The sequence below is a fragment of the Tahibacter sp. genome (assembly GCF_035481375.1).
Lineage (GTDB): Bacteria > Pseudomonadota > Gammaproteobacteria > Xanthomonadales > Rhodanobacteraceae > Tahibacter.
This window is the reverse complement of record NZ_DATIGT010000230.1, coordinates 32,212-51,547: the sequence shown is the minus strand read 5'-3', so window position 1 is coordinate 51,547 and position 19,336 is coordinate 32,212. Positions and strand designations below refer to the sequence as shown.

At 69.0% G+C, this 19,336-nt stretch carries 15 protein-coding genes; 6 read left to right on the top strand and 9 right to left on the bottom strand.

Going from position 1 to position 19,336, the window contains the following annotated elements; translation table 11 throughout:
• Window position 1: 1 nt before the first annotated feature.
• Window positions 2-484 carry a cytochrome C gene (locus VLF18_RS15105; RefSeq protein ID WP_325280463.1) on the bottom strand — a complete coding sequence of 161 codons (483 nt, stop codon included), beginning with the start codon at window positions 482-484 and terminating at the stop codon, window positions 2-4.
• Window positions 485-594: 110 nt separating this feature from the next.
• Between VLF18_RS15105 and trmL the strand changes: the two genes are divergently transcribed.
• Together trmL and VLF18_RS15095 are read left to right on the top strand one after the other, a co-directional pair.
• Window positions 595-1,059, top strand: a complete 465-nt coding sequence (gene trmL, locus VLF18_RS15100) for a tRNA (uridine(34)/cytosine(34)/5-carboxymethylaminomethyluridine(34)-2'-O)-methyltransferase TrmL (RefSeq protein ID WP_325280462.1) — start codon at window positions 595-597, stop codon at window positions 1,057-1,059.
• Window positions 1,060-1,193: 134 nt separating this feature from the next.
• Window positions 1,194-1,742 carry a hypothetical protein gene (locus VLF18_RS15095; RefSeq protein WP_325280461.1) on the top strand — a complete coding sequence of 183 codons (549 nt, stop codon included), beginning with the start codon at window positions 1,194-1,196 and terminating at the stop codon, window positions 1,740-1,742.
• Between the two features lie 499 nt (window positions 1,743-2,241).
• On the opposite strand, the gene VLF18_RS15090 is transcribed toward VLF18_RS15095, so the two are convergent.
• From VLF18_RS15090 to VLF18_RS15070, 5 genes are all read right to left on the bottom strand, one after another.
• Window positions 2,242-2,874, bottom strand: coding sequence for a TetR/AcrR family transcriptional regulator (locus VLF18_RS15090; protein WP_325280460.1), 633 nt, complete (start codon window positions 2,872-2,874; stop codon window positions 2,242-2,244).
• A 215-nt stretch (window positions 2,875-3,089) separates the two neighbouring features.
• The gene (locus tag VLF18_RS15085; protein WP_325280459.1) at window positions 3,090-3,692 is read right to left on the bottom strand and encodes a nucleotidyltransferase family protein; all 603 of its coding nucleotides are present in this window, start codon (window positions 3,690-3,692) and stop codon (window positions 3,090-3,092) included.
• Window positions 3,689-4,642, bottom strand: a complete 954-nt coding sequence (locus VLF18_RS15080; RefSeq protein ID WP_325280458.1) for an XdhC family protein — start codon at window positions 4,640-4,642, stop codon at window positions 3,689-3,691. Before VLF18_RS15080 ends, VLF18_RS15085 begins: the two co-directional genes overlap by 4 nt.
• A gap of 94 nt (window positions 4,643-4,736) precedes the next feature.
• The gene (locus VLF18_RS15075; protein WP_325280457.1) at window positions 4,737-5,471 is read right to left on the bottom strand and encodes a methyltransferase domain-containing protein; all 735 of its coding nucleotides are present in this window, start codon (window positions 5,469-5,471) and stop codon (window positions 4,737-4,739) included.
• A gap of 80 nt (window positions 5,472-5,551) precedes the next feature.
• Window positions 5,552-7,873: a TonB-dependent receptor plug domain-containing protein gene (locus VLF18_RS15070; RefSeq protein WP_325280456.1), complete on the bottom strand. Its 2,322-nt coding sequence runs from the start codon at window positions 7,871-7,873 to the stop codon at window positions 5,552-5,554.
• A gap of 154 nt (window positions 7,874-8,027) precedes the next feature.
• Here VLF18_RS15070 and VLF18_RS15065 point away from each other — a divergent pair, with 154 nt between their 5' ends.
• Both VLF18_RS15065 and VLF18_RS15060 read left to right on the top strand, forming a co-directional pair.
• Complete coding sequence (locus VLF18_RS15065; RefSeq protein WP_325280455.1) at window positions 8,028-9,173, top strand: phytase; 1,146 nt, start codon at window positions 8,028-8,030, stop codon at window positions 9,171-9,173.
• Window positions 9,174-9,387: 214 nt separating this feature from the next.
• A complete protein-coding gene (locus tag VLF18_RS15060; protein WP_325280454.1) occupies window positions 9,388-13,164 on the top strand; it encodes a hypothetical protein in 3,777 nt (1,258 codons plus the stop codon).
• A 69-nt stretch (window positions 13,165-13,233) separates the two neighbouring features.
• Here VLF18_RS15060 and VLF18_RS15055 read toward each other — a convergent pair whose 3' ends face one another.
• The 3 genes from VLF18_RS15055 to VLF18_RS15050 all read right to left on the bottom strand — a co-directional run bounded on the left by VLF18_RS15055 (window position 13,234) and on the right by VLF18_RS15050 (window position 15,519).
• Complete coding sequence (locus VLF18_RS15055; protein WP_325280453.1) at window positions 13,234-14,736, bottom strand: YifB family Mg chelatase-like AAA ATPase; 1,503 nt, start codon at window positions 14,734-14,736, stop codon at window positions 13,234-13,236.
• 147 nt (window positions 14,737-14,883) lie between these two features.
• Entirely contained in the window at window positions 14,884-15,105 is a 222-nt protein-coding gene (locus tag VLF18_RS23170; RefSeq protein WP_414717231.1) for an ATP-binding protein, read from the bottom strand.
• Window positions 15,106-15,147: 42 nt separating this feature from the next.
• Window positions 15,148-15,519 carry a hypothetical protein gene (locus tag VLF18_RS15050; protein WP_325280452.1) on the bottom strand — a complete coding sequence of 124 codons (372 nt, stop codon included), beginning with the start codon at window positions 15,517-15,519 and terminating at the stop codon, window positions 15,148-15,150.
• A gap of 198 nt (window positions 15,520-15,717) precedes the next feature.
• Here VLF18_RS15050 and VLF18_RS15045 point away from each other — a divergent pair, with 198 nt between their 5' ends.
• Both VLF18_RS15045 and VLF18_RS15040 read left to right on the top strand, forming a co-directional pair.
• Window positions 15,718-18,660: a sensor histidine kinase gene (locus tag VLF18_RS15045; protein ID WP_325280451.1), complete on the top strand. Its 2,943-nt coding sequence runs from the start codon at window positions 15,718-15,720 to the stop codon at window positions 18,658-18,660.
• A complete protein-coding gene (locus VLF18_RS15040) occupies window positions 18,650-19,279 on the top strand; it encodes a response regulator transcription factor (protein WP_325280450.1) in 630 nt (209 codons plus the stop codon). Before VLF18_RS15045 ends, VLF18_RS15040 begins: the two co-directional genes overlap by 11 nt.
• The last annotated feature ends 57 nt before the right edge of the window (window positions 19,280-19,336 follow it).

Below are 19,336 nucleotides of genomic sequence, written 5' to 3'. Positions count from 1 at the left end.
GCTACTGCGCCGCGACGCCCGCCGGCGGCGACGGAAACCGCACCGCCGGTCCTTGCGGCTCGACGCCGGGCGGCAGCGCCGCGGGGGCCGGTGCGCCGGCCTTGCCGAGCGTCTGCACGACCTGCCAGATCGCATCGAGATCGGTGTCGCTCATCTGGTTGAGCACCCAGAACGGCATCGGCGGGCGCGATTTCATGACGCGCGCGTAGGCGCGCCACTCGTCGCGGCTCATCGTCGCGAGGCGCAGGCGCAGATTCGTCGGATACGTCGTGCCCCACGGGCCGTTCCAGCCGAGCTGGTCGCCGATCAGCCAGACCGATTCGTCGGCCTTGCCGCCGTTCATCGCGAAGCCGGGCGTGTGGCAGTCGTGGCAGCCGGACTGGAACAGGAGTTCGCGGCCGCGCCGCTGGACCGCCGCATCGTCGGCGGCAGGCAGCGTCGGAGCGGCCAGCGCAAGGGCAAGCAACAGCAGGATGTTTCGCATCGGAGGTTTCCGCTTCCGGCCGCGTTGTCGGCCGCTTGCCTCCGAGGACGCGACGGCGTTGCGAAAACTGTCAGCGTGCAGCGGACGCGCCCCGCGGCCATAATCGCGCGATGCTACATGTCGTCCTGCATCAGCCCGAGATTCCGCCGAACACCGGCAACGTGATCAGGCTCTGCGCCAACAGCGGCGCGAGTCTGCATCTGATCCGCCCCCTGGGCTTCGACATCGACGATGCGCGGCTGCGTCGCGCAGGGCTCGACTATCACGAATTCGCCGATCTGAACGTGCATGAGGATTTCGATGCCTTCCTCGCTGCGGTTGCACCGGCACGCGTCTTCGCGCTGTCCACGCGCGGCACGCAGCGTCCTCACGACATCGCATTCGCGCACGGCGACGCGATCGTGTTCGGCTCGGAAACGCGCGGTCTGCCGCAGGCGTTTCTCGATGCATTGCCGTCGCAGCAGTGCCTGCGTCTGCCGATGCGGCCCGGCAATCGCAGCCTGAATCTGTCGAACGCCGTCGCCGTCGTCGTCTACGAGGCATGGCGGCAGTTCGGCTTTGAAGGTTCGCTCTAGATTTCAATACACGATTCAGCCTCATGAATCCGCCGTAAATTCGGCCGGAAGTCATGGGTTGGTTTCATCGCACCGCACCATAGTTTGCTCGCCACGGCGATGAAGCCGTCTGGAAAGCAACTAGGAAGACCCCGATGAAACGTACCGCCCTCATGCTTGCTTCGCTGCTGGCCCTGCCGTTCGCTTCGCAGGCCGCGGATCTCAGCTACTCCTGGGTAGAAGCGGACTACGTGCACGTCAACCCCGACGATTTCGACAACAGCGACGGCGTCGCCGTCCGCGGTTCCGGCGAACTCGGCGAGAATTTCAACGTGATCGCCGGCTGGAGCCAGATCAACGTCGACACGCCGCTTCTCGACGATCTGAAGTCCTGGTATCTCGGCATCGGCTATCACACGCCGGTCGGCGAGAAGACCGATCTGTTCACCGACGTCGCCTACATCAAGAACACGACACTCGACAACGACGGCGTCGGCGCCCGCGTCGGCGTGCGCTCCGCACTGTCGCCGAAATTCGAAGGCGCCGCGTGGGTCGGCTACGAGAAACTCGACCACACCGACGGCAACGGCTCGCTCGGCGTGTCCGGCCAGTACAAGTTCACCGACAACTTCGGCCTCGTCGCCGAAGCCCGCGTTGCCGAGAACGACAAGTCCTTCCTCGTCGGCCCGCGCCTGAGCTTCTAAGCGTCACTCCGCGACCCAGGGTCGCCCCTTCCGAGCCCGGCTGACGCCGGGCTTTTTTTTGTGCACGTGTTTTTCGCGCACGAAAAAAAGCCCGCCGGTCCGCGAGCGCTTTGCTTCTGCTTTACGGGAGCCCCCTTGAGTCAAGGGGCGGCCGAACGATTGCATGCAATCGTTCGGTGGGGTCGTGGAGATAGCACCCGGGCACCGAAGCTTCGCCGCGAAGGTTCGCTTCGGCCTACCAAGGTGCCTGGCCCGGTACCGGTGATCGGGGGGGGGGAGGAGGGAGTCAGCCGGTACCGGGCAGGCGGGGAACCCGGGTCGAAACGGGACTTGGGGATGCGCCTTGCGTCTTCAAGTCCGAATTTCAAATTTGCCTGATGTACTGCGTGTAGCGAATTTCCCTGGCCCGTCCACCAGGCAACGGAGGGCAGGGAGGAGCGTGGACGGTCGGGCCAGGGAGTCCTGTGGCGGCCGTCCTTTGCCGCGTTGTCTGTGTCGGCTAGTCGCGCGCTTCGATACCGTGCAGCAGCAGATCGAGCCATTGCCGCTGCAGTTCCGGTCGCGTTGCGAGCGATCCAGCCACTGTCAACTTTTCGTTGAGGCGTTCGGTCTGAAATCCGAACAGGTTGAGCGAAAGCACCACTTTGGCCACCAGAGCCGGGCTGATGCCCTCGCGCAACTTGTCCGACACCTCCGACAGCAAGCCGACGACGCGATCGAAATTGCGCTGAATCAGCGGAAATACCGGACTGCGTTCGAGCGCCGTCGGCGATCCCGTCAACTCGCGCAAGATCAGGCGCGTCCCGTGCGGCCGCTGATAGAGAAAGGCGTTGTGCCATTCCACCAGCCGACGCACGCGTCCTGCCAGATCCCGCTCCTTCAGTTCCAGCGCATCGAGCGACCTGCCGAAGGCATCGCAGGCTTGCGTGAGCACGCGCTCGTACAAATCCTGCTTGGTCGCGAAATGATGGAACACATTCGCTTTGCAGACACCGGCTGCCAGCGCCACCTCGTTGATCGACACCCCGTCGAATCCGCGTTCCGCAAACAGGACTTCGGCTTCGACCAGGATCCGCGTCAGCGCCGATCTCTCGGAATTCTCATACGCGGATGCCAGGAGGGTCGGGACCACAGGTAACTACTGACCGATCGGTTAGCCGGCATTATCCGTGGGCCTCCCAGGCCGATGAATAGGACAAAGGTCGTATGACTTTGGGCACGGCAGCGCAGGATTTTGCGCCGAATCGACTGCTGCGCGGCGCGAAATGCCAAATTTCCACACCGGGACGAAGACGTCCACTGTTTCCGCCGTGAGGAAAAATCGTGCACGCTGCGGAAACACTGCGCTCAGCGCCGCGGCGCGCCGGCGGGCAGGTCGGCCGGGCGGTCGATATCGGCCGCGAGCGCTTCGTTCGCGACCACCTGCACCTCGTCCGCGCGCGTGCGCAACACCGCGCGTGCGCCCTGGTCGCCGGCAAGCCGCACCGTCCGCAGCCAGGCGCGCGGCACTATGGCCGGAACGCCGAACGTGCCCGCGTAGCCGCTTGCGACCGCATGCTGCGGCCGGTCGCACCAGCGTGCAAGCAGGGTTGCGAGATGTGAGGCATCCAGCGCCGGTTGGTCGCAGACGAGCACGAGTACCGCATCGACGTCGGCGAGCGCGTCGAAGCCGCATTGCAGCGAGATGCCCATGCCGGCATCGGCGGCAGCGGCTTCGACGCAGCGCACCGAAAGATCCGAAACGGCGCCGGCCGATGCGTCCGCCGCGTGGCTGACGACGACGACGAGATCGGCCGGCCGAGTCGTCAGCGCGAGTCGCACCGTGCGATGCAGCAAGGTTTCGCCGTCGATCTCGACGAGCTGCTTCGGTCGCCCGAGCCGGCGCGACGCGCCGGCCGCGAGCACGACGACGCCGTGCCGCAGTGACGTTCGGTCGGCGTCCTGTATCACGTGACGTCGCGCTGCAGGGCCGCAGCGATCGACAGCGCGATCGCTTCCGGACCCTCACCGCCGAGGCGCAGTCCGACCGGCGCGTGCAGGCGCGGCAGCAGGCGCTCGCGCGCCGGTGCATCGAGTTCGGCGAGCAACGCGTCGCGCCGCGCGATCGGGCCGAGCAGGCCGACCCACGGAATCGCGCTGTCGGCGCAATAATTCAGGAAGTCCCGGTCGCGCGAATAGTGGTGGCTCATGACGACCGCCGCGTCGAACCGCGTGCGCGGCAGCGCGAGCGCTTCGACATTCGCGTGGAGGGCGTCGGCTGCGGCGAGCGCATCGAACCAGCGCGCGCGTGTCTCGACGGCCTCGACGCTCCAGCCGAGCAGGTGCGCGAGGCGCAGCAGCGGCCGCGACTCGGGACCGGCACCCAGCAGCAGCAGACGCTTCGGTGCGATCAGACGCAGCGACCATCGCCTGTCCGTCGCGGGTGCCGTCGCCCGCCACTCCCATCGCTGCGTGCCGTCATCGGCGACGCCGCTGCCGTCAGTGCCGAGGTCGAGCGCAAGCGCCTGTGCCCGTTCGAGGCTGCGCAGCGCCGCGAGCAGCGGCGCGGATTCGTCGAGCGGCAGCAGCATCAGTTCAACGACACCGCGACACCCCGACGACGAACCGAACACGAGGTCGTCGTCGCTGCGTGTGTCGAGTCGCAGGTGATGCGCCCTGCCGTCGGCGGCCACTCGCGCCGCCGCGTGCTCGAGTTCCGCTTCGAGGCAGCCGCCCGACAGCCAGCCGATGCGGACCCCCTGTTGCGGCAGCAGAATCAGCGCGCCGGGCTTGCGATACGTCGAACCTTCGGTCGCGACAACGACCGCAAGAACGGCCGGTGCAGCACGCGGCGTGCGCAGTGCGCGCAAAATCGCGCGGAGTCCGCCGTCGTCACCCGCCGCGGGAATATCGCCGTTCATCGTCGCCCGTCGTTTGCCATGCGGCGGCGATTCTACGCGGTCGCGCCGCGCGCGCCGCCCGGCGCGGCGACGAGGCGGCTCGTCGCGGCGCGCGTCAGCGCCCGCGCGCCGCGACGACGACCGGCCGCGCGTGGCCGAACAGTGTCGCGGCTGGGTGCACGATGCGTGCATCGTCGAAGCCTGCGGCACGCAGACGGTCCACGATGTCGCGACCGTAGTCGCGCTGCACGAGTATCGTTGCGCCGCGATAGCGATCGGCATGAAAAGCGGGCGGCAGCACGGCGACGCGCTCGCCGCCGCGCCGCGCGAAACGCTCGACCGTCTGCGCGGCATCGCAGAGCGGCACGGTGAACACGAAGCGCCCGCCGGGGCGCAGCACGCGGCGGACCTCGCGAAAGCCCGCCGCGTCGTCCTCGACATGCTCGAACACTTCGCTCGACGTACACAGATCGAACCTCGCGTCGTCGAACGTCAGCCGTTCGACGTTCTGGCACAGCACGCCGTCACGCGTTTCGCCGGCCGCCACGCCGTCGAGCAGCTCGCTGGTCGTCAGCGTCGCACAGCGCCGGCGCAGAAACCCGACGAGCGGCCCCCGCGCCGACATTTCATAGGCCTCTGCCTGCGCAAGCGCGGGCAGCTCCGCACGGACCGTCGCCGCCAGCGACTGCGTCACCGCACTCGCGCCGCAGCGCGGACAGCGCACGCCGAGTTCGTTCCGAGCCAGACGCACGAGCCACGGCCAGTCGCAGGCAGCGCAGCGTTCGCGCGCGAGCGCGAGTTCGGACGGACGCAGGGTTTGCAGCAGACGCAGAACGCGCGATGGACGCATGAACGGCCGACATCGTGAACAGGGCCGTCACAGTGTACCGGTCCGCGGCGGCGCGGCATGCCGCCGCGCCGCCGGACGCTTTACCAGGCGTACCGCGCCACGAGCTGATAGACCGCGCCGGCCTTCTCGCTCTCGATTTCATATTCGTCGTAGTCGCGGTCGATCTGGTCGCCGAGCGTGTCGAACTTGTGGAAGGTTTCATCCTTCGATGCGTTCAGCAGGTTCGTGCCGGTCAGTCGCACCGACCATTGCGTGCCGAAGCGTTTCTCGACGAAGGCTTCGAGGTCGGCGCCGTAGCGCGTCTGAACTTCCTCGGCGAGCAGGCGCGCGTAGGCGCGGCCCTGACGGCGGTAGCTCACGCCGAAGTTCGCGTCGATCGACGGCAGATCCTGGATGAAGCCGACGTTGAGCACCGAGCGCGCCTGGTCGTTGAAGCGGCGTTCCCCGAGCGCGTCGTCGACGCGGCTGTCGAGCCAGGAATAGTTGAGGAACACGCCGGTGTTCGGCATGCCGATCGCGGTCAGCGGCGTCGACAGGTCGAACTCGATGCCGTAGACCTCGCCGTCGCCGACGTTCGCCGCCGAGAACACGTAGCTGTCCGGATCGAGCACGGGATAGCCCGGCGTCTGCGGCGTCGCACCCGGATGCGTCTCGAGGAATTCCTCGACTTCTTCCTCGAAATCCTCGAGCGCGGTCTCGCTCGGATCGCCTGTGTTGGTGAGCTCGATGAGGTCCTCGACGTCGCGATAGAACAGGTTGACGCCGACGACGCCGCGCTTGCCGAGACGATGCTCGAATCCGAAGTCGATGCCCCAGGCCTTTTCGAGTTCGAGCTGCGGATTGCCGATGAAGTCGTTGTCGCCGTATTCGCCTTCGCGCAGCACCGGCAGCAGATAGTTGAAGTTCGGGCGGCGGACGCTGCGCGCGACCGAGAGATTCAGGCGGTCGCTGTCGCCGAGGTCCCAGCGCAGGTGCGCCGAGGGCAGTGGCAGGTTGTAGTCCTTGTCCCAGCGGTCATCGCCGGCCTCGATGCGGCTGCGCGTCGTCTCGTAGCGCAGGCCGGTTTCCCAGGCGAACGCGCCGCCCCTGCCCGACAGCATCAGATACGGATCGACGCGGCGCTCCTCGATGCGGCTGGCCTCGAGATCGAAGTCGTCGTACGGCGGCAGCGGCTCGCCTTCCTCGTCAGTGTCGACCTCGCTCGTGCGCAGGTCGAAGTCGCGGCGCTTGTCGAGATAATCGATGCCGAACTCAAGCTTCGCCGCACCGACCGGCAGCGCATGCGAGAGCGTTGCGCCGTTCTCGCGATCGCGCAGCGCCGACAGCAGCAGCGTGCCTTCGTAGCCGTCGAACGACGGCGGCGCGTCTTCGTCGTCGTAGCCGATCTCTTCCTCGACGTTGCGCGTGTCGTCCTTCATGCGCGCGAGATTGAACGAAACTTCGGTCTTGCCGCCGTTGGCGTGCTCGACGCCGTATTCGGCCTTGACCGCGTAGTTCTGCTGCTCGATGTCGGCGACCTGATCGTTGATCGACAGCAGGTTGTCGCGCGAGGTGCTGAAGCGGTCGTTGTATTCCTGCGAGTGCTCGGTTTCGGTGCGGTCGGTGCGTACGAGCAGGCCGGTCAGCGACAGCTTGCCGGCGCCGAGTTCGCGCACATAGGAAAGATTGAACGCGTCGTCGGTGCCGTCGCGCGTGTCGTCCTGGTCTTCGCGGTTCTCGAAATCGCCGCCCGGTTCGTCGTAGCGCAGGCTGACCTTCTTCTTCGGGTTATAGCGGCCCTGATGGCTGACGCCGGCGAGCACGCGACCGCCGGCAAGCTCGCCGCTCGCGACGACCGCGGCCGTCGGCTTGATTTCGCCGTCGTCGAAATGCGAGATGCCGGCGCGCACATAGCCGCCGTCGAACTCGTAGGCGTCGCGCAGCACGATGTTGATCGCACCGGCGACCGCGTCGCCCGAACGGTTCGCGCTCGCGTTGCGCACGATCTCGATGCGTTCGACGACCTCGGCCGGAATGCGGTCGACGAAGAACGAGCGGTCGTCGCCGGCCCCCGGCACTTTCTTGCCGTTGATGAGGATCTGCGTATAGCCCGGATCGAGGCCGCGCAGGCGCGCGCCGTCATATTCGAGCACGTCGGAAATGAAGCTGACGCTCGGCACGCGCTTGAGCATGTCGCCGACCGTGCGCGGCTCGAAGCGCTGGAAATATTCGAGGTCGTAGACGAGGACCGGCGCCGTGTCGTCGGTGCGGTCGCGGTAGGTGATTTCGCCCGTGACGACGACCTTGTCGAGTTCCGTGGCGCCGGCCGGATCGGGCGCCGCTGCGAGATCGGTGGCCGCGTCGGCCAGTGCCGCGGTGGACAGCGCGTTGAGCAACGCAAGCGCGAGCAGTCGTTTCGTCATGAGCCGGATCCCCCTGGAAAAAGATCCGGCTTTGTAGTTCCCGTGCGTGGCGACGCGATGACAATCTGTTTTCAAAACCGCTGTAACCAATACGCCAGGGTTCCGTCACACGGTTTTGCTATAAGCGCCGTCTTTTGCATCGGGGGAACCTGCCATGAGTCTTCGCAAACTGCGTGCGCCGCTGCTCGCGGCAATGATGGTCCTGTTCGGCGCCTGCACGAGTGCGCCCGTCACGACGCCGGCGCGCGAGCCCGACGAGCAGGCCGCGGCCGATCCGATGCTCGCGGCGTCGGGCATCGCCCACGTGACCGTCCGCGAAACCTTCGTGACGCCGCTGACGCCCGACGACAACGTCGACTCGCCGGCACTCTGGCGCAGTCCTTCCGGCGAAGCCGTGCTGCTCGCGACCGCAAAGAAGAACGGCTATCTCGTGCGCTATGACGGCGACACCGGTGCGGCGAACGGCCGCGTGGGTAGCCAGGGCGCGGGCGCCGGCCAGTTCGATCGTCCCAACGGCATCTACGTCGCCGACGACCTCGTGTTCGTGGTCGAGCGCGACAACCGCCGCGTGCAGGTACTGCGCGCACCGGCATTCGAGTCGCTCGGCAGTTTCGGCACCGCCGAGCTGCAGCAGCCCTACGGCATCTGGCTGCGCAAGGAGAGGGACGGTCGCTACGACGTGCTGGTCACCGATGCCTACATGGCCGGCCAGACCGCGGCCGGCGACGAGATCCCGCCGCCGCTCGATCAGCTCGGTCGCCGCGTGCGCCGCTACAGCGTCGATGTCTCCTCGGGCACGGTCGCGGCGACGCTGCAGGCCTCGATCGGCGACACCGGCAAGGACGGCGCTATCCGCGTACCCGAATCGCTCTGGGGCGATCCCGCACACGATCGCCTGCTGATCGCCGAGGAAGACCTGCCGACCGGCACGTCGGTGCGCGACTACGATCTGTCCGGCCACTATCGCAACCGCACGCTCGGCCTCGGGCTGTTCAAGGCGCAGGCCGAGGGCATCGCGCTGTGGCAGTGCGACGACGGCAGCGGCTACTGGATCATGACCGACCAGTACAAGGATCGCTCGCTGTTCCACATTTTCGACAGAGCCACCTTGCAGCACCTCGGCGCATTCGCCGGCGGGACGGTCGCCAACACCGACGGCATCTGGCTGCACCAGGCCGGCACGACGCGCTTCCCGCAGGGCGTGTTCTATGCCGTGCACGACGACCAGGGCGTCGGCGCGTTCGACTGGCGCGACATCGCGAAGGCACTGAAGCTGCGTGAGCGTTGCGAGGCACGTTGAGGCGATAGCGGTCCGCATTCGTCGGGCGTGGAAGGCCGCAGGAATCTCACGGTTCCGAACGACGGCCTTTCACGCCTCTGAACGGGAGGATCGCCGCACGTTCTTGCTCCTGCGATTCCCGATTCCGTCCCATACGCACACATTGCGCACTCCGCGGCAAACGCTGCGATTTCCGGTGTAGGCTCCGGTCACCGCGCCGACGAGGAGTACGACGATGGTTTCCCCGGAAACGCAGGCCGCGGCCGCAGCCGCAGCAGGCATCGAGCACGAACCCGCTGCCGGCGTGCAGATCGACGCCGAGGCGCTGCGCCGCGCGGAACTCGATTTCATCCTCGGTCATCGCCCGGGGCAGACGCACGATCCGTCGGTCGAGCCCTGGGGACTCGCGCTGTCGGGCGGCGGCATCCGCAGCGCGACGTTCGCGCTCGGCGTGCTGCAGGCGCTCGCGCGCGACAACCTGCTGCGCTGCTTTCACTACCAGTCGACGATCTCCGGCGGCGGCTATATAGGCGCATTTCTCCAGGCGCTGATCCGGCGACGCGGTTTCGCCGGCGCATTCGATGTGCTGCGCTCGACCCTGCGCGGCCGCGCCGCCGCGGGCGCTGCAGCGGCCGACGATCCGCAGCAGCCGATCCAGCATCTGCGCGAGTACAGCAACTATCTGAGCCCGCGCAAGTCGCCGCTGTCCGGTGACACGCTCGGCATGATCGGCACATTCGTGCGCAACGTGCTGCTCGTGCAGGCGCAGCTCAGCGCGCTGCTGCTCGCCCTGAGCCTGCTGCCGATGCTGCTGTTCCATCTCGTGACGCGCTGGACCGGTACGGCGCCCGGCGTGTCGCTGTCGGTCGCGGCGTTGCTGTGCGTGTTCGCCGCGGTGCTGCTGGGCTGGATCGGCGGACAGACCAACCGGCCCGTGCCGGCCGACGGCGAGGACCAGCGTCCGCGCGCCGGCGTGGCGCTCGCTGCGCTCGGCGTCATCGCGTCGCTCGCGACCGGCTCGTTCCTCGGTGCGGTCGGACTGAGCCGGCTCGCACGCCTGCCCGAACCGTGGGACAGCCTGTCGCTCGCGCTGCTCCCGCAAGCGCCGCTCACGACGCGGCTCGGCGTCACGACGGCGGCGCTCTATCTCACGGTCTGGCTGGTCTGGATCGCATTCGACACGGTCGTGACGGCGATGCGCCGCAACGACGACGAATGGCGTTCGCCGCTGCAGCGGCATCGCCTGCGGTTCCTGTTCGCGGCGCTCTGCGCGGCGGCCTTCAGCGGCTTCGCCGTCGTCGTCGCGCTGCGCCTGCTCGCGCCGTGGGGCACGAGCGATGCGACGCTGTGGCACAGCTTCATTCTCGGGCCCGCGGTGACGCTGGCCGCGGTTACCGCGACCGGCATCATTCACGTCGGACTCGCGGGCGCGGCGCTCAGCGACCTGCAGCGCGAGGTCTGGGCACGCGTCGGCGGCAAGACCGCGGGGCTCGTGCTGATCGGCGTCGTGCTGACGCTCGCGCTCGCGATCTACGGGCCGTGGCTGCTGCTGAACCTGTCGCATTTCGTCGGCGAGAAATGGCGCGCCGTGTCGGGTTGGGCCGGTGTCGCCGCGTGGCTGTTCACGTCCGGATCGGGCGTGATGCTCGCCTACAGCCAGCGCAGCGGCGGGCCCAAGCCGCGATCGGTGCTGATCGACCGGCTCGTGCGGATCGCGCCGGCCGTGTTCGTGCTCGGCCTGCTCGTCGGCATCAGCCTCGGCGCGCAGGCGCTGCTCGTGCTCGGCGGCTGGGACGCGCGCCCGCCGGAAGCGGCGCTCGATCTCGTCGCCTATCTGCGCTACCTCGCCGACGGCGCGAACACGCATGCCGTCACGGTCGCCGCGGTCGCCGTCCTCGCGGTCGCCGCGTGGCTGCTGTTCGGACTCACGGTCAACGTGAACGAGTTCAGCATGAACGCGTTCTATCGCAACCGGCTCGTGCGCTGCTATCTCGGCGCCAGCAACACGCAGCGCCAGGCCGAACCGATCACGAACTTCGATCCGCACGACGACATCGTGCTGGCCGACGTGGTCGAGGTCGAACGCGACGGCGGCTGCCGTCCGCTGTATCCGATCGTCGGCACGGCACTGAATCTCGTCGCGGCCAAGCAGCTCGACTGGCAGGATCGCAAGGCCGCCTCGTTCTGCCTGACGCCGGGCTACTGCGGCTACGTACCGCCGCCGTCGCGCGCCGGCGCGAACGCGATCGGCGATCCGGACGTGCGCGCCGGCGCGACGGCCGTACCGGGAGCGACGCCCGATCCGCTCGCGGCAGCCCTGACGCTCGGCAGCGCCGTGTCGATCTCGGGTGCCGCGGTAAGTCCGAACATGGGCTATCACAGCTCGCCCGCGGTCACGTTCCTGCTGACGCTGTTCGATGCGCGGCTGGGCTGGTGGCTCGCCAACACCAGCCATCCGACGAAGCCGCGCGCCGACAGCGCGCCGTTCTCGGCCGGCTGGCTGCTCGCGGAGCTGCTCGGACTCACGCGCGACGGCGGGCGTTACGTCTACCTGTCCGACGGCGGGCATTTCGAGAATCTCGGACTCTACGAACTCGTGCGGCGGCGCTGCCGCTTCGTGCTGTGCGTCGATGCCGGCGCCGATCCGCTCGGCACGTTCGCCGATCTCGGCAACGCCGTGCACAAGTGCCGCGTCGACTTCGGCGCCGACATCCGCGTCGACGTCGGCGCGCTGCGCCGCGGCAGCGACGGCACGAGTCCGCGCAACTGTGCCGTGGGCAGCATCGCCTATGCCGACGGCAGCATCGGCACGCTGCTGTATCTGAAGCCGACGCTGACCGGCGGCGAACCGACCGACGTCGCGCACTACGCGAGCGCGCACCCGACGTTTCCGCACGAGTCCACGGCCGACCAGTTCTTCGACGAAGCGCAGTTCGAGAGCTATCGCCGGCTCGGCGATTTCGTCGCGACGACGGCGATCGCGCCGGCGCTCGAACGCGCCGGCGCAGACCCCGCGAGCGCGCCGCGCGATGCGCTCGGCGTGCACGACTCGGGACTCAAGGAACGCATCCTCGTGGAGCTGCGGCATCAATGGGTCGCGCCGATCACGGGACTGCCGCAGCGCTTCGCCGCGCACGGCAAGGCCATGGCCGATCTGTTCGAGACCTTGCGCAGCACGCCCGCGCTCGCGGTGCTCGACGCGCAGATCTATCCGGCCTGGACCGATCTCGCCGCCGCCGACACGACGACGGGCGCCGACCCGCGGCCGCACGCACGACGCACTCGCCTGCCGGTCGGCGACGAGTTCCGTGCCTGCTTCTATTTCTGCCAGGAACTCATGCAGCTGATGGAGTCGGTCTACCACGACCTCGATCTCGAACGCACCTGGGAGCACCCGGACAACCGCGGCTGGATGAATGTGTTCCGCCACTGGAGCTGGGCGCCGATGTTCCGCATCGCCTGGGCTGCGAGCGCGCCGACCTACGGCGCGCGCTTCGTGGCGTTCTGCGAGATGCGCCTGGATCTGCCGCGCATCAACGACGCGGTGCGCGTCGACGAACTCACGCCGCCGGCGGGCGCGGGCTGGCGCAGCCACGTCGATGCGCTGGCCGAGACCGGCGTGCTCAACCACGTCGAGCAGGGCATCCTGCTGTCCGACCCGCTCGCCGCGGTCGGCGCGGCGCCGCCGCCGCGGCTGTTCGTGCTGCGACTCAAATGGAAGCAGGTGCTGTCGCGTTCGGCCGAGTCGATCAGCGACAGCACGCTCGGCATCGCCGTCGTCGACGGCGGCACGCTGCGCGTGCTGCGCATCCAGGACCATCTGCGCAACCTCGGCCTCGGCGCCGAGTTCATGCGCCTGCTGCTGGCGCGCGTGCGCGTAACGGCCGCCGACGTGCGCAGCGGCCACTACGGCCCGGTCGGCATCGTCAGCGCGCGCGATGCCGCCGCGCTGCAGGCGGAGATCGAGGCGTTGCGTCAGCAGGCGCTGCGGCACCGGCGCGCGACGAACTGACGTCGGTGTCGTAGTCGTATCTCCTGGCATATCGACGCGATGCGATGGGCCGGCGCACCCTCGGTGCCGCTACCCAGGCTCGAACCGCCGGTACTGAATCGCTTCGGAAACGTGCGCCGACTCGATGCGTGCGCTGTCTGCCAGGTCGGCGATCGTGCGCGCGACGCGCAGGATCCGGTGATACGCGCGCGCCGACAGGCCGAGCCGCTCGACCGCGCGGTCGAGCAGATCGTGATCGCACGACGCCAGCGCGCAATCGCGCTCGACCTCGCGATTGACGAGCATGCCGTTCGGCTTGCCCGCGCGTTCGTGCTGGCGCGCGCGTGCGGCGACGACGCGCGCGCGCACGACCGCGCTGGTTTCGCCGCGCACGGCGCCGCGCAGTTCCGCATGCGCGAGCCGCGGCACGTCGAGCTTGAGATCGATGCGATCGAGCAGCGGCCCCGACAGACGCGCGCAATACCGCGCGATCACATCGGGTGTGCAGCGGCAGCGCCCGCTGCTGTCGCCCGCATAGCCGCAGGGGCAGGGGTTCATCGCCGCGACCAGCTGGAAACGCGCTGGATACTCGACCCGGCGCATCGCGCGCGCGATCGCGATGCAGCCCGATTCCAGCGGCTCGCGCAGCACCTCGAGCACGTGCCGGTCGAACTCCGGCAGTTCGTCGAGAAACAGCACGCCGTGGTGCGCGAGCGAGATCTCGCCGGGCCGCGGATTCGAGCCGCCGCCGACCAGTGCGGCCGCCGACGCCGTGTGATGCGGATAGCGGAATGCGCGCTGCTTCCAGCGGCGCACGTCGTTGCCGTGGCCCGCGACCGAGCGGATCGCCGCGAGTTCGAGCGCCTCGTGTTCTTCGAGCGGCGGCAGGATTCCGGGCAGGCGGCTCGCGAGCATGGTCTTGCCGGTGCCCGGCGCGCCGCAGAGCAGCAGGTTGTGCGCGCCGGCCGCCGCGATCTCGAGCGCGCGACGTGCAGCCGGCTGGCCGCGCACGTCGGCGAGATCCGGCGCCTCGCGCTCGCACGGTGCCGCTTCCGGCAGCGCCTCGGCGGCCGGAAGATCGCCGCGCCCGGCGAGGTGCGCGCAGACCTCGAGCAGGTTGTCGGCCACGCGCACGTCGGCATTCGCCGCGAGTGCCGCTTCCGCGCCGTTCGCGCGCGGCACGATGCAGCGACGCCCGATACGCGCGGCCTGCAGCACCGCGGGCAACACACCCTGCACCGGCCGCAACTCGCCCGACAGCGCCAGTTCGCCGACGAATTCGTGCTCGACGAGCGCCGCGCGCGGCACATGCCCGTTCGCCGCGAGGATGCCGAGCGCGATCGGCAGGTCGAACCGCCCGCCGTCCTTCGGCAGATCCGCCGGCGCGAGATTCACCGTGACGCGCCGGCCCGGATAGTCGAGCCGCGCATTGAGGATCGCGACGCGTACGCGATCGCGCGCCTCTTTCACGGCTGCCTCGGGCAGACCGACGATGGCCGTGCCCGGCAGTCCGCCGGACAGATGCACCTCGACGGTGACCGCCGGTGCGGTCACGCCTTCCTGGGCGCGCGAGTGGACGATGGCGAGGCTCATGGCGATCCGGTCGATGGGCTGACCGTCACCGTAGTGTTCGCGCGCCGCAGGCGCATCGGGCAGGCGCGCACGTCGGCGTCGGAAATTTCGCAGGTCACAGGCGTGGCTTGGCTTCGCGCCGAAAGCACTGTTTCGGAGCGACCGTCGTCAGCAGTCCGCGGCCACCGGGCGCCTGCGGAGCGCGTTTTCACCGTCCACCTGGTCGGATTTGCAAATAAGGTTGCCGCACTGACGTGCGACAGTTTGCTGTCTGCCCGGCGCGCCGCAGAGCAGCAGGTCGTGCGCGCCGGCCACCGCAATCCCGAGTGCGCGGCGTGCGGCGGGCTGAACGCCCTGCGCCGGTTTCCACGCAATGCTGCTGTTCTGCACGCAGCACCCGTCCGATGCCGCCCGTGACCGCAACCCGCGCGCCTATCGCCGTCGCGGTATCCGCAGTACGCGCCGGCCGAAGAGCCACGCGTCGATCGAATACGCGCCAGGCCCGAGCAGTGCGAGCGCGAGTGCCGCGAGTGCGAGCGGCAGCGCCGGCTCGAAACGCGCGAACGTGCCGGGTGTGATCGCCTGCACCACCGCGAGCGCGAGCGCGCCGAGCGACAACAGGCCGGTCAGGAACCCGCCGGCGAGCCCGGCCATCAGGATGACGAGCACGCACTGCAGCGCGACGGATCCGGACAGCGACGCAGCCGGCGCGAGCGCGCCGAGGCCCGCCGCCACGCAGACGCGCAGCGCGATGAGCCCGAGGCCGGGCCGTCCCTGCGGAAAGAGTGAATACAGTCGATGCACGCCGGCAGCCTAGGCGGCGCACGTATCGCCGCCTAGCGTCGTTCGAGTGGCTGCGCTATCCCACAAAAGAGGGATGCCGCCGGCGCGAATCGTTCTACAGTTCGTGTCCGATCGTTGCGGGGAGCGGGTGTGGGCAGCCGCATGTGCCGTGTCAGTTCCGTCCTTAGCGCCCTGCTCGCGGTGCTGTGGTCATTCGCTGTGACGGGCGAGCCGGCAGCGCCGGATCTTGCGCAGTACCACCACACGGCATGGTCGCCGCAGCACGGCGCACCGGCGGATATCTGGGCGCTGACGCAGGGGCACGATGGCTATCTCTGGCTCGGCACCGGCCACGGCCTGTACCGGTTCGACGGCGTGCGCTTCAGCGCGGTGTCTCCGGCGGCGGGCGAGCAGGCGCAGACCAACAACATCACGGCGCTCTACACGGCGCGCGACGGCGCGATCTGGATCGGCTACTACCTCGGCGGCGTCAGCGTCCTGCGCACGGGCCGTTTCACGCATTACGGTGCCGCCGACGGCGCGCCGGCCGGCATGGTCATGGGCTTCGCCGAAGACGGCGCCGGCCGGCTGTGGGCGGCGAGCTACGATGCGCTGAGCCGCCTCGACGGCAATCGCTGGCTGCGCGTCGGCGACGACTGGGGCTATCCCGCGACGCGCGCGGATTTCGTCGTCGCCGACGCCGCGGGTGCGCTCTGGGTCGCCAGCCCGCAGCGCGTTCATGTGCTGCGCCCCGGCGCAGCGCGCTTCGAGGACACCGGCGAAGCGGTCGCCGCGATCGCGTCGCTGATGCCGGATCGTACCGACACGATGTGGGTATCCGACTCGCGCTACGGCACCCGGCGCCTCGGCGGTGCGACGCGCATGCCGCTGCCGCAGCCGTTTCTGCACCTGGCCTGGATGCGCTTCGACGACGATGGCCGCCTATGGGGCACGGACCGCGCGACCGGCGGCCTGATACGCGCACGAACGACCTCGACGGCGCCGCTCGCGCCGGCCGACGTCGAGGCAAAGATCGGCGAGGCCGACGGACTGGCATCCGATCACGCGATTCCGCTGTACCGCGATGCGGAAGGCAATTTCTGGGTCGGCACGAATCTCGGTCTCAGCCGCTTCCGCTACAACAACGTGCGCGCATTTCCCGATGGGCGCTTCGTGCAGCGCTTCGGCTATGCACTGACCTGGTCGCCAGCGCTCGGCGTGCTCGCATCGGTCGATCGCACGCTCCATGCGATCGACGGGAACGGTGCGCGCGCACTCGCGACGCTGCCGCAACGGATCGCCGCGCTCGCGCCGCGTCGCGACGGCACGGTCTGGGCGTTGGCCGGAAATTCGATCTATCGCGTCGACGACGGCCGCTTCGAAGCGCTGCCGCCGGCACCGGCGGCAGGCGACTTCGCGCTGCTTGCGCCGATGGCCGACGGCGGCCTCGTCGCCCTGCACGATGCGCTCGGCCTGCTGCGCTACGACGGCGCGGCGTGGACGCGGCTCGGCGAAGGCCGGATCGAGCCCGGCGCCAGTGCGCTGCTCGCGGCCTCCGACGGCACAGTCTGGCTCGGCTATCCGAACGGCTCGGTCGCCGCGTGGAAGGACGACCGCCGCACCACGCATGACCTGCGCGCATACACCGGCGTCGTCGGAGTGCTCCACGAATCGACGGCCGGTCTCATCGTCGGCGGCGAGCGCGGCGTCGCGGCGATCCGCGACGGGCGCGCGCACGCGGTCCGGATCGACGACGCGGCGCGCCTGCGCGGCATCACGGGCATCGCTGACGAGACGAACGGCGATCTCTGGCTCAGCGGCATTGCCGGTGTCGTGCGGCTGCGTGCGAATCAACTCGACGCCGCCCGCCTCGGCGCCGATGCGCCGGTCGACGCGCGCGTGTTCGACGCGGCCGACGGCCTGCCCGGCGTGGCGCTGCAGTCGGCAGCCGCCAACACGGCCGTGCGCGACGGCGCGGGCCGACTCTGGCTCGCGACGAATCACGGCCTCGCCGTCGTCGATCCGGCGAAGCTGCATACGAATCCGGTTCCGCCGCCGATCGAGATTCTCGGGATCCGCGGCGGTGCCGATGCGTTCACGCCGCGCGACGGCGTCGCGCTGCCGCAGGGCACGTCGGATCTGCGCATCGACTACACGGCGCTGAGCCTCGGCAATCCCGACCGCGTGCGCTTCCGTTATCGCCTCGTCGGGCTCGACGAACGCTGGCAGGAGGCCGGCAACCGGCGCGAGGCGTTCTATACGAACATTCCGCCCGGGTCCTATGCGTTCGAAGTGCAGGCGGCGAACGATGCCGGCGTCTGGAACACGACGGGCGCGCGACTCGCGTTCTCGATCACGCCGCGCTTCACCGAAACGCGCTGGTTCGTCGCGCTGACCGCGCTGGGTGTCGTCGCGATGCTGCTCGTGTTCTATCTGCGCCGCGTGCGCCTTGCCGCGGACAAGGTGCGCGTGCGTCTCGAAGAACGCCACCTCGAGCGCGAGCGCATCGCACGCGAACTGCACGACACGCTGCTGCAGAGCGTGCACGGCCTCGTGCTGCGCTTCCAGGCCGTCGCGAACCGGCTGTCCGACGGCGATCCGGCGCGCGCCGCGCTCGAATCGGCGCTCGATCGCGCCGACGGCGTCATCGCCGAAGGACGCGACCGCGTGCGCGCGCTGCGCGCGTCGCAGGCGCATGCAATGCTGGCGCTGCCCGAGGCGTTCGCCGCGCTCGGCGCCGAACTCGCCGAATGTACCCATGTGGAATTCCGCGTCGTCGTCGAAGGACGCATGCCGGAGCTCGACCGCGCGTTGCGCGACGAGATCTACTGCATCGGCCGCGAGATGCTCACCAACGCGTTCCGGCATTCGGAGGCGACACGCATCGAGGTGGAGATTTCGCGGACGCGCCGGCACCTGCGGCTGCGCTTTCGCGACAACGGCCGCGGCATCGCCGAGGACGTGCTACAACAAGGCAGGGCCGGTCATTGGGGACTCGCCGGCATGCAGGAACGCGCGCAGGCGATCGCGGCGCAGTTCCGTCTCTGGAGCGGCGCGGGCCGCGGCACCGAAGCCGAGCTCGTGGTACCGCTGATCCGCGGCAGCCTGCGCGAGCGGCTGCGCCGCGCCCTGCAGGAGTGGCGCTCCGCCCATGAACACTGACGCGTCCATCCGCATTCTCTGCGTCGACGACCACCCGCTGCTGCGCGAAGGCATCGCGGGCGTGATCGAGGGCCAGGACGATCTCCGGCTCGTCGGCGAGGCGAGCAACGGCCGCGAGGCGGTGGATGCGTTCCGCCGGCTGCGTCCCGACGTCACGCTGATGGATCTGCAGATGCCCGAAATGGACGGGCTCGATGCGATCAAGGCGATCCGCGCGGAGTTCCCGGCGGCACGCATCATCGTGCTGACGACCTACGGCGGCGACGTGCCGGCCCTGCATGCGTTGCGCGCCGGCGCGCAGGGTTACCTGCTCAAGAGTTCGCTGCGCAAGGAACTGCTCGATGCGATTCGCGCGGTCGCCGCGGGCCGCAAGCGCATTCCGGCGGGAATCGCCGCGCAGATCGCCGAGAACGCGGCGCACGACGCGCTGTCCTCGCGCGAAGTCGAGATCCTGCGCGGCGTCGCTGCGGGCAGCGCGAACAAGGTCATCGCGGCGACGCTCGCGATCTCCGAGGAAACCGTCAAGTCGCACATGAAGCGGATCCTGGAAAAGCTCGACGCGAACGACCGCACGCACGCCGTGACGATCGCACTCAAACGCGGCATTTTCAGTTTGTAGAAATAGTTGCACGCCATCCCCCGAAAGAGGGACCGCGTCCTCCTGCTTTCTGGTCTA

What these genes read in the sequence shown, in the direction of transcription:
- VLF18_RS15105 (WP_325280463.1), bottom strand. Translation starts at nt 484, where the DNA reads ATGCGAAACATCCTGCTGTTGCTTGCCCTTGCGCTGGCCGCTCCGACG.
- trmL (WP_325280462.1), top strand. Translation starts at nt 595, where the DNA reads ATGCTACATGTCGTCCTGCATCAGCCCGAGATTCCGCCGAACACCGGC.
- VLF18_RS15095 (WP_325280461.1), top strand. Translation starts at nt 1,194, where the DNA reads ATGAAACGTACCGCCCTCATGCTTGCTTCGCTGCTGGCCCTGCCGTTC.
- VLF18_RS15080 (WP_325280458.1), bottom strand. Translation starts at nt 4,642, where the DNA reads ATGAACGGCGATATTCCCGCGGCGGGTGACGACGGCGGACTCCGCGCG.
- VLF18_RS15075 (WP_325280457.1), bottom strand. Translation starts at nt 5,471, where the DNA reads ATGCGTCCATCGCGCGTTCTGCGTCTGCTGCAAACCCTGCGTCCGTCC.
- VLF18_RS15070 (WP_325280456.1), bottom strand. Translation starts at nt 7,873, where the DNA reads ATGACGAAACGACTGCTCGCGCTTGCGTTGCTCAACGCGCTGTCCACC.
- VLF18_RS15065 (WP_325280455.1), top strand. Translation starts at nt 8,028, where the DNA reads ATGAGTCTTCGCAAACTGCGTGCGCCGCTGCTCGCGGCAATGATGGTC.
- VLF18_RS15060 (WP_325280454.1), top strand. Translation starts at nt 9,388, where the DNA reads ATGGTTTCCCCGGAAACGCAGGCCGCGGCCGCAGCCGCAGCAGGCATC.
- VLF18_RS15055 (WP_325280453.1), bottom strand. Translation starts at nt 14,736, where the DNA reads ATGAGCCTCGCCATCGTCCACTCGCGCGCCCAGGAAGGCGTGACCGCA.
- VLF18_RS15040 (WP_325280450.1), top strand. Translation starts at nt 18,650, where the DNA reads ATGAACACTGACGCGTCCATCCGCATTCTCTGCGTCGACGACCACCCG.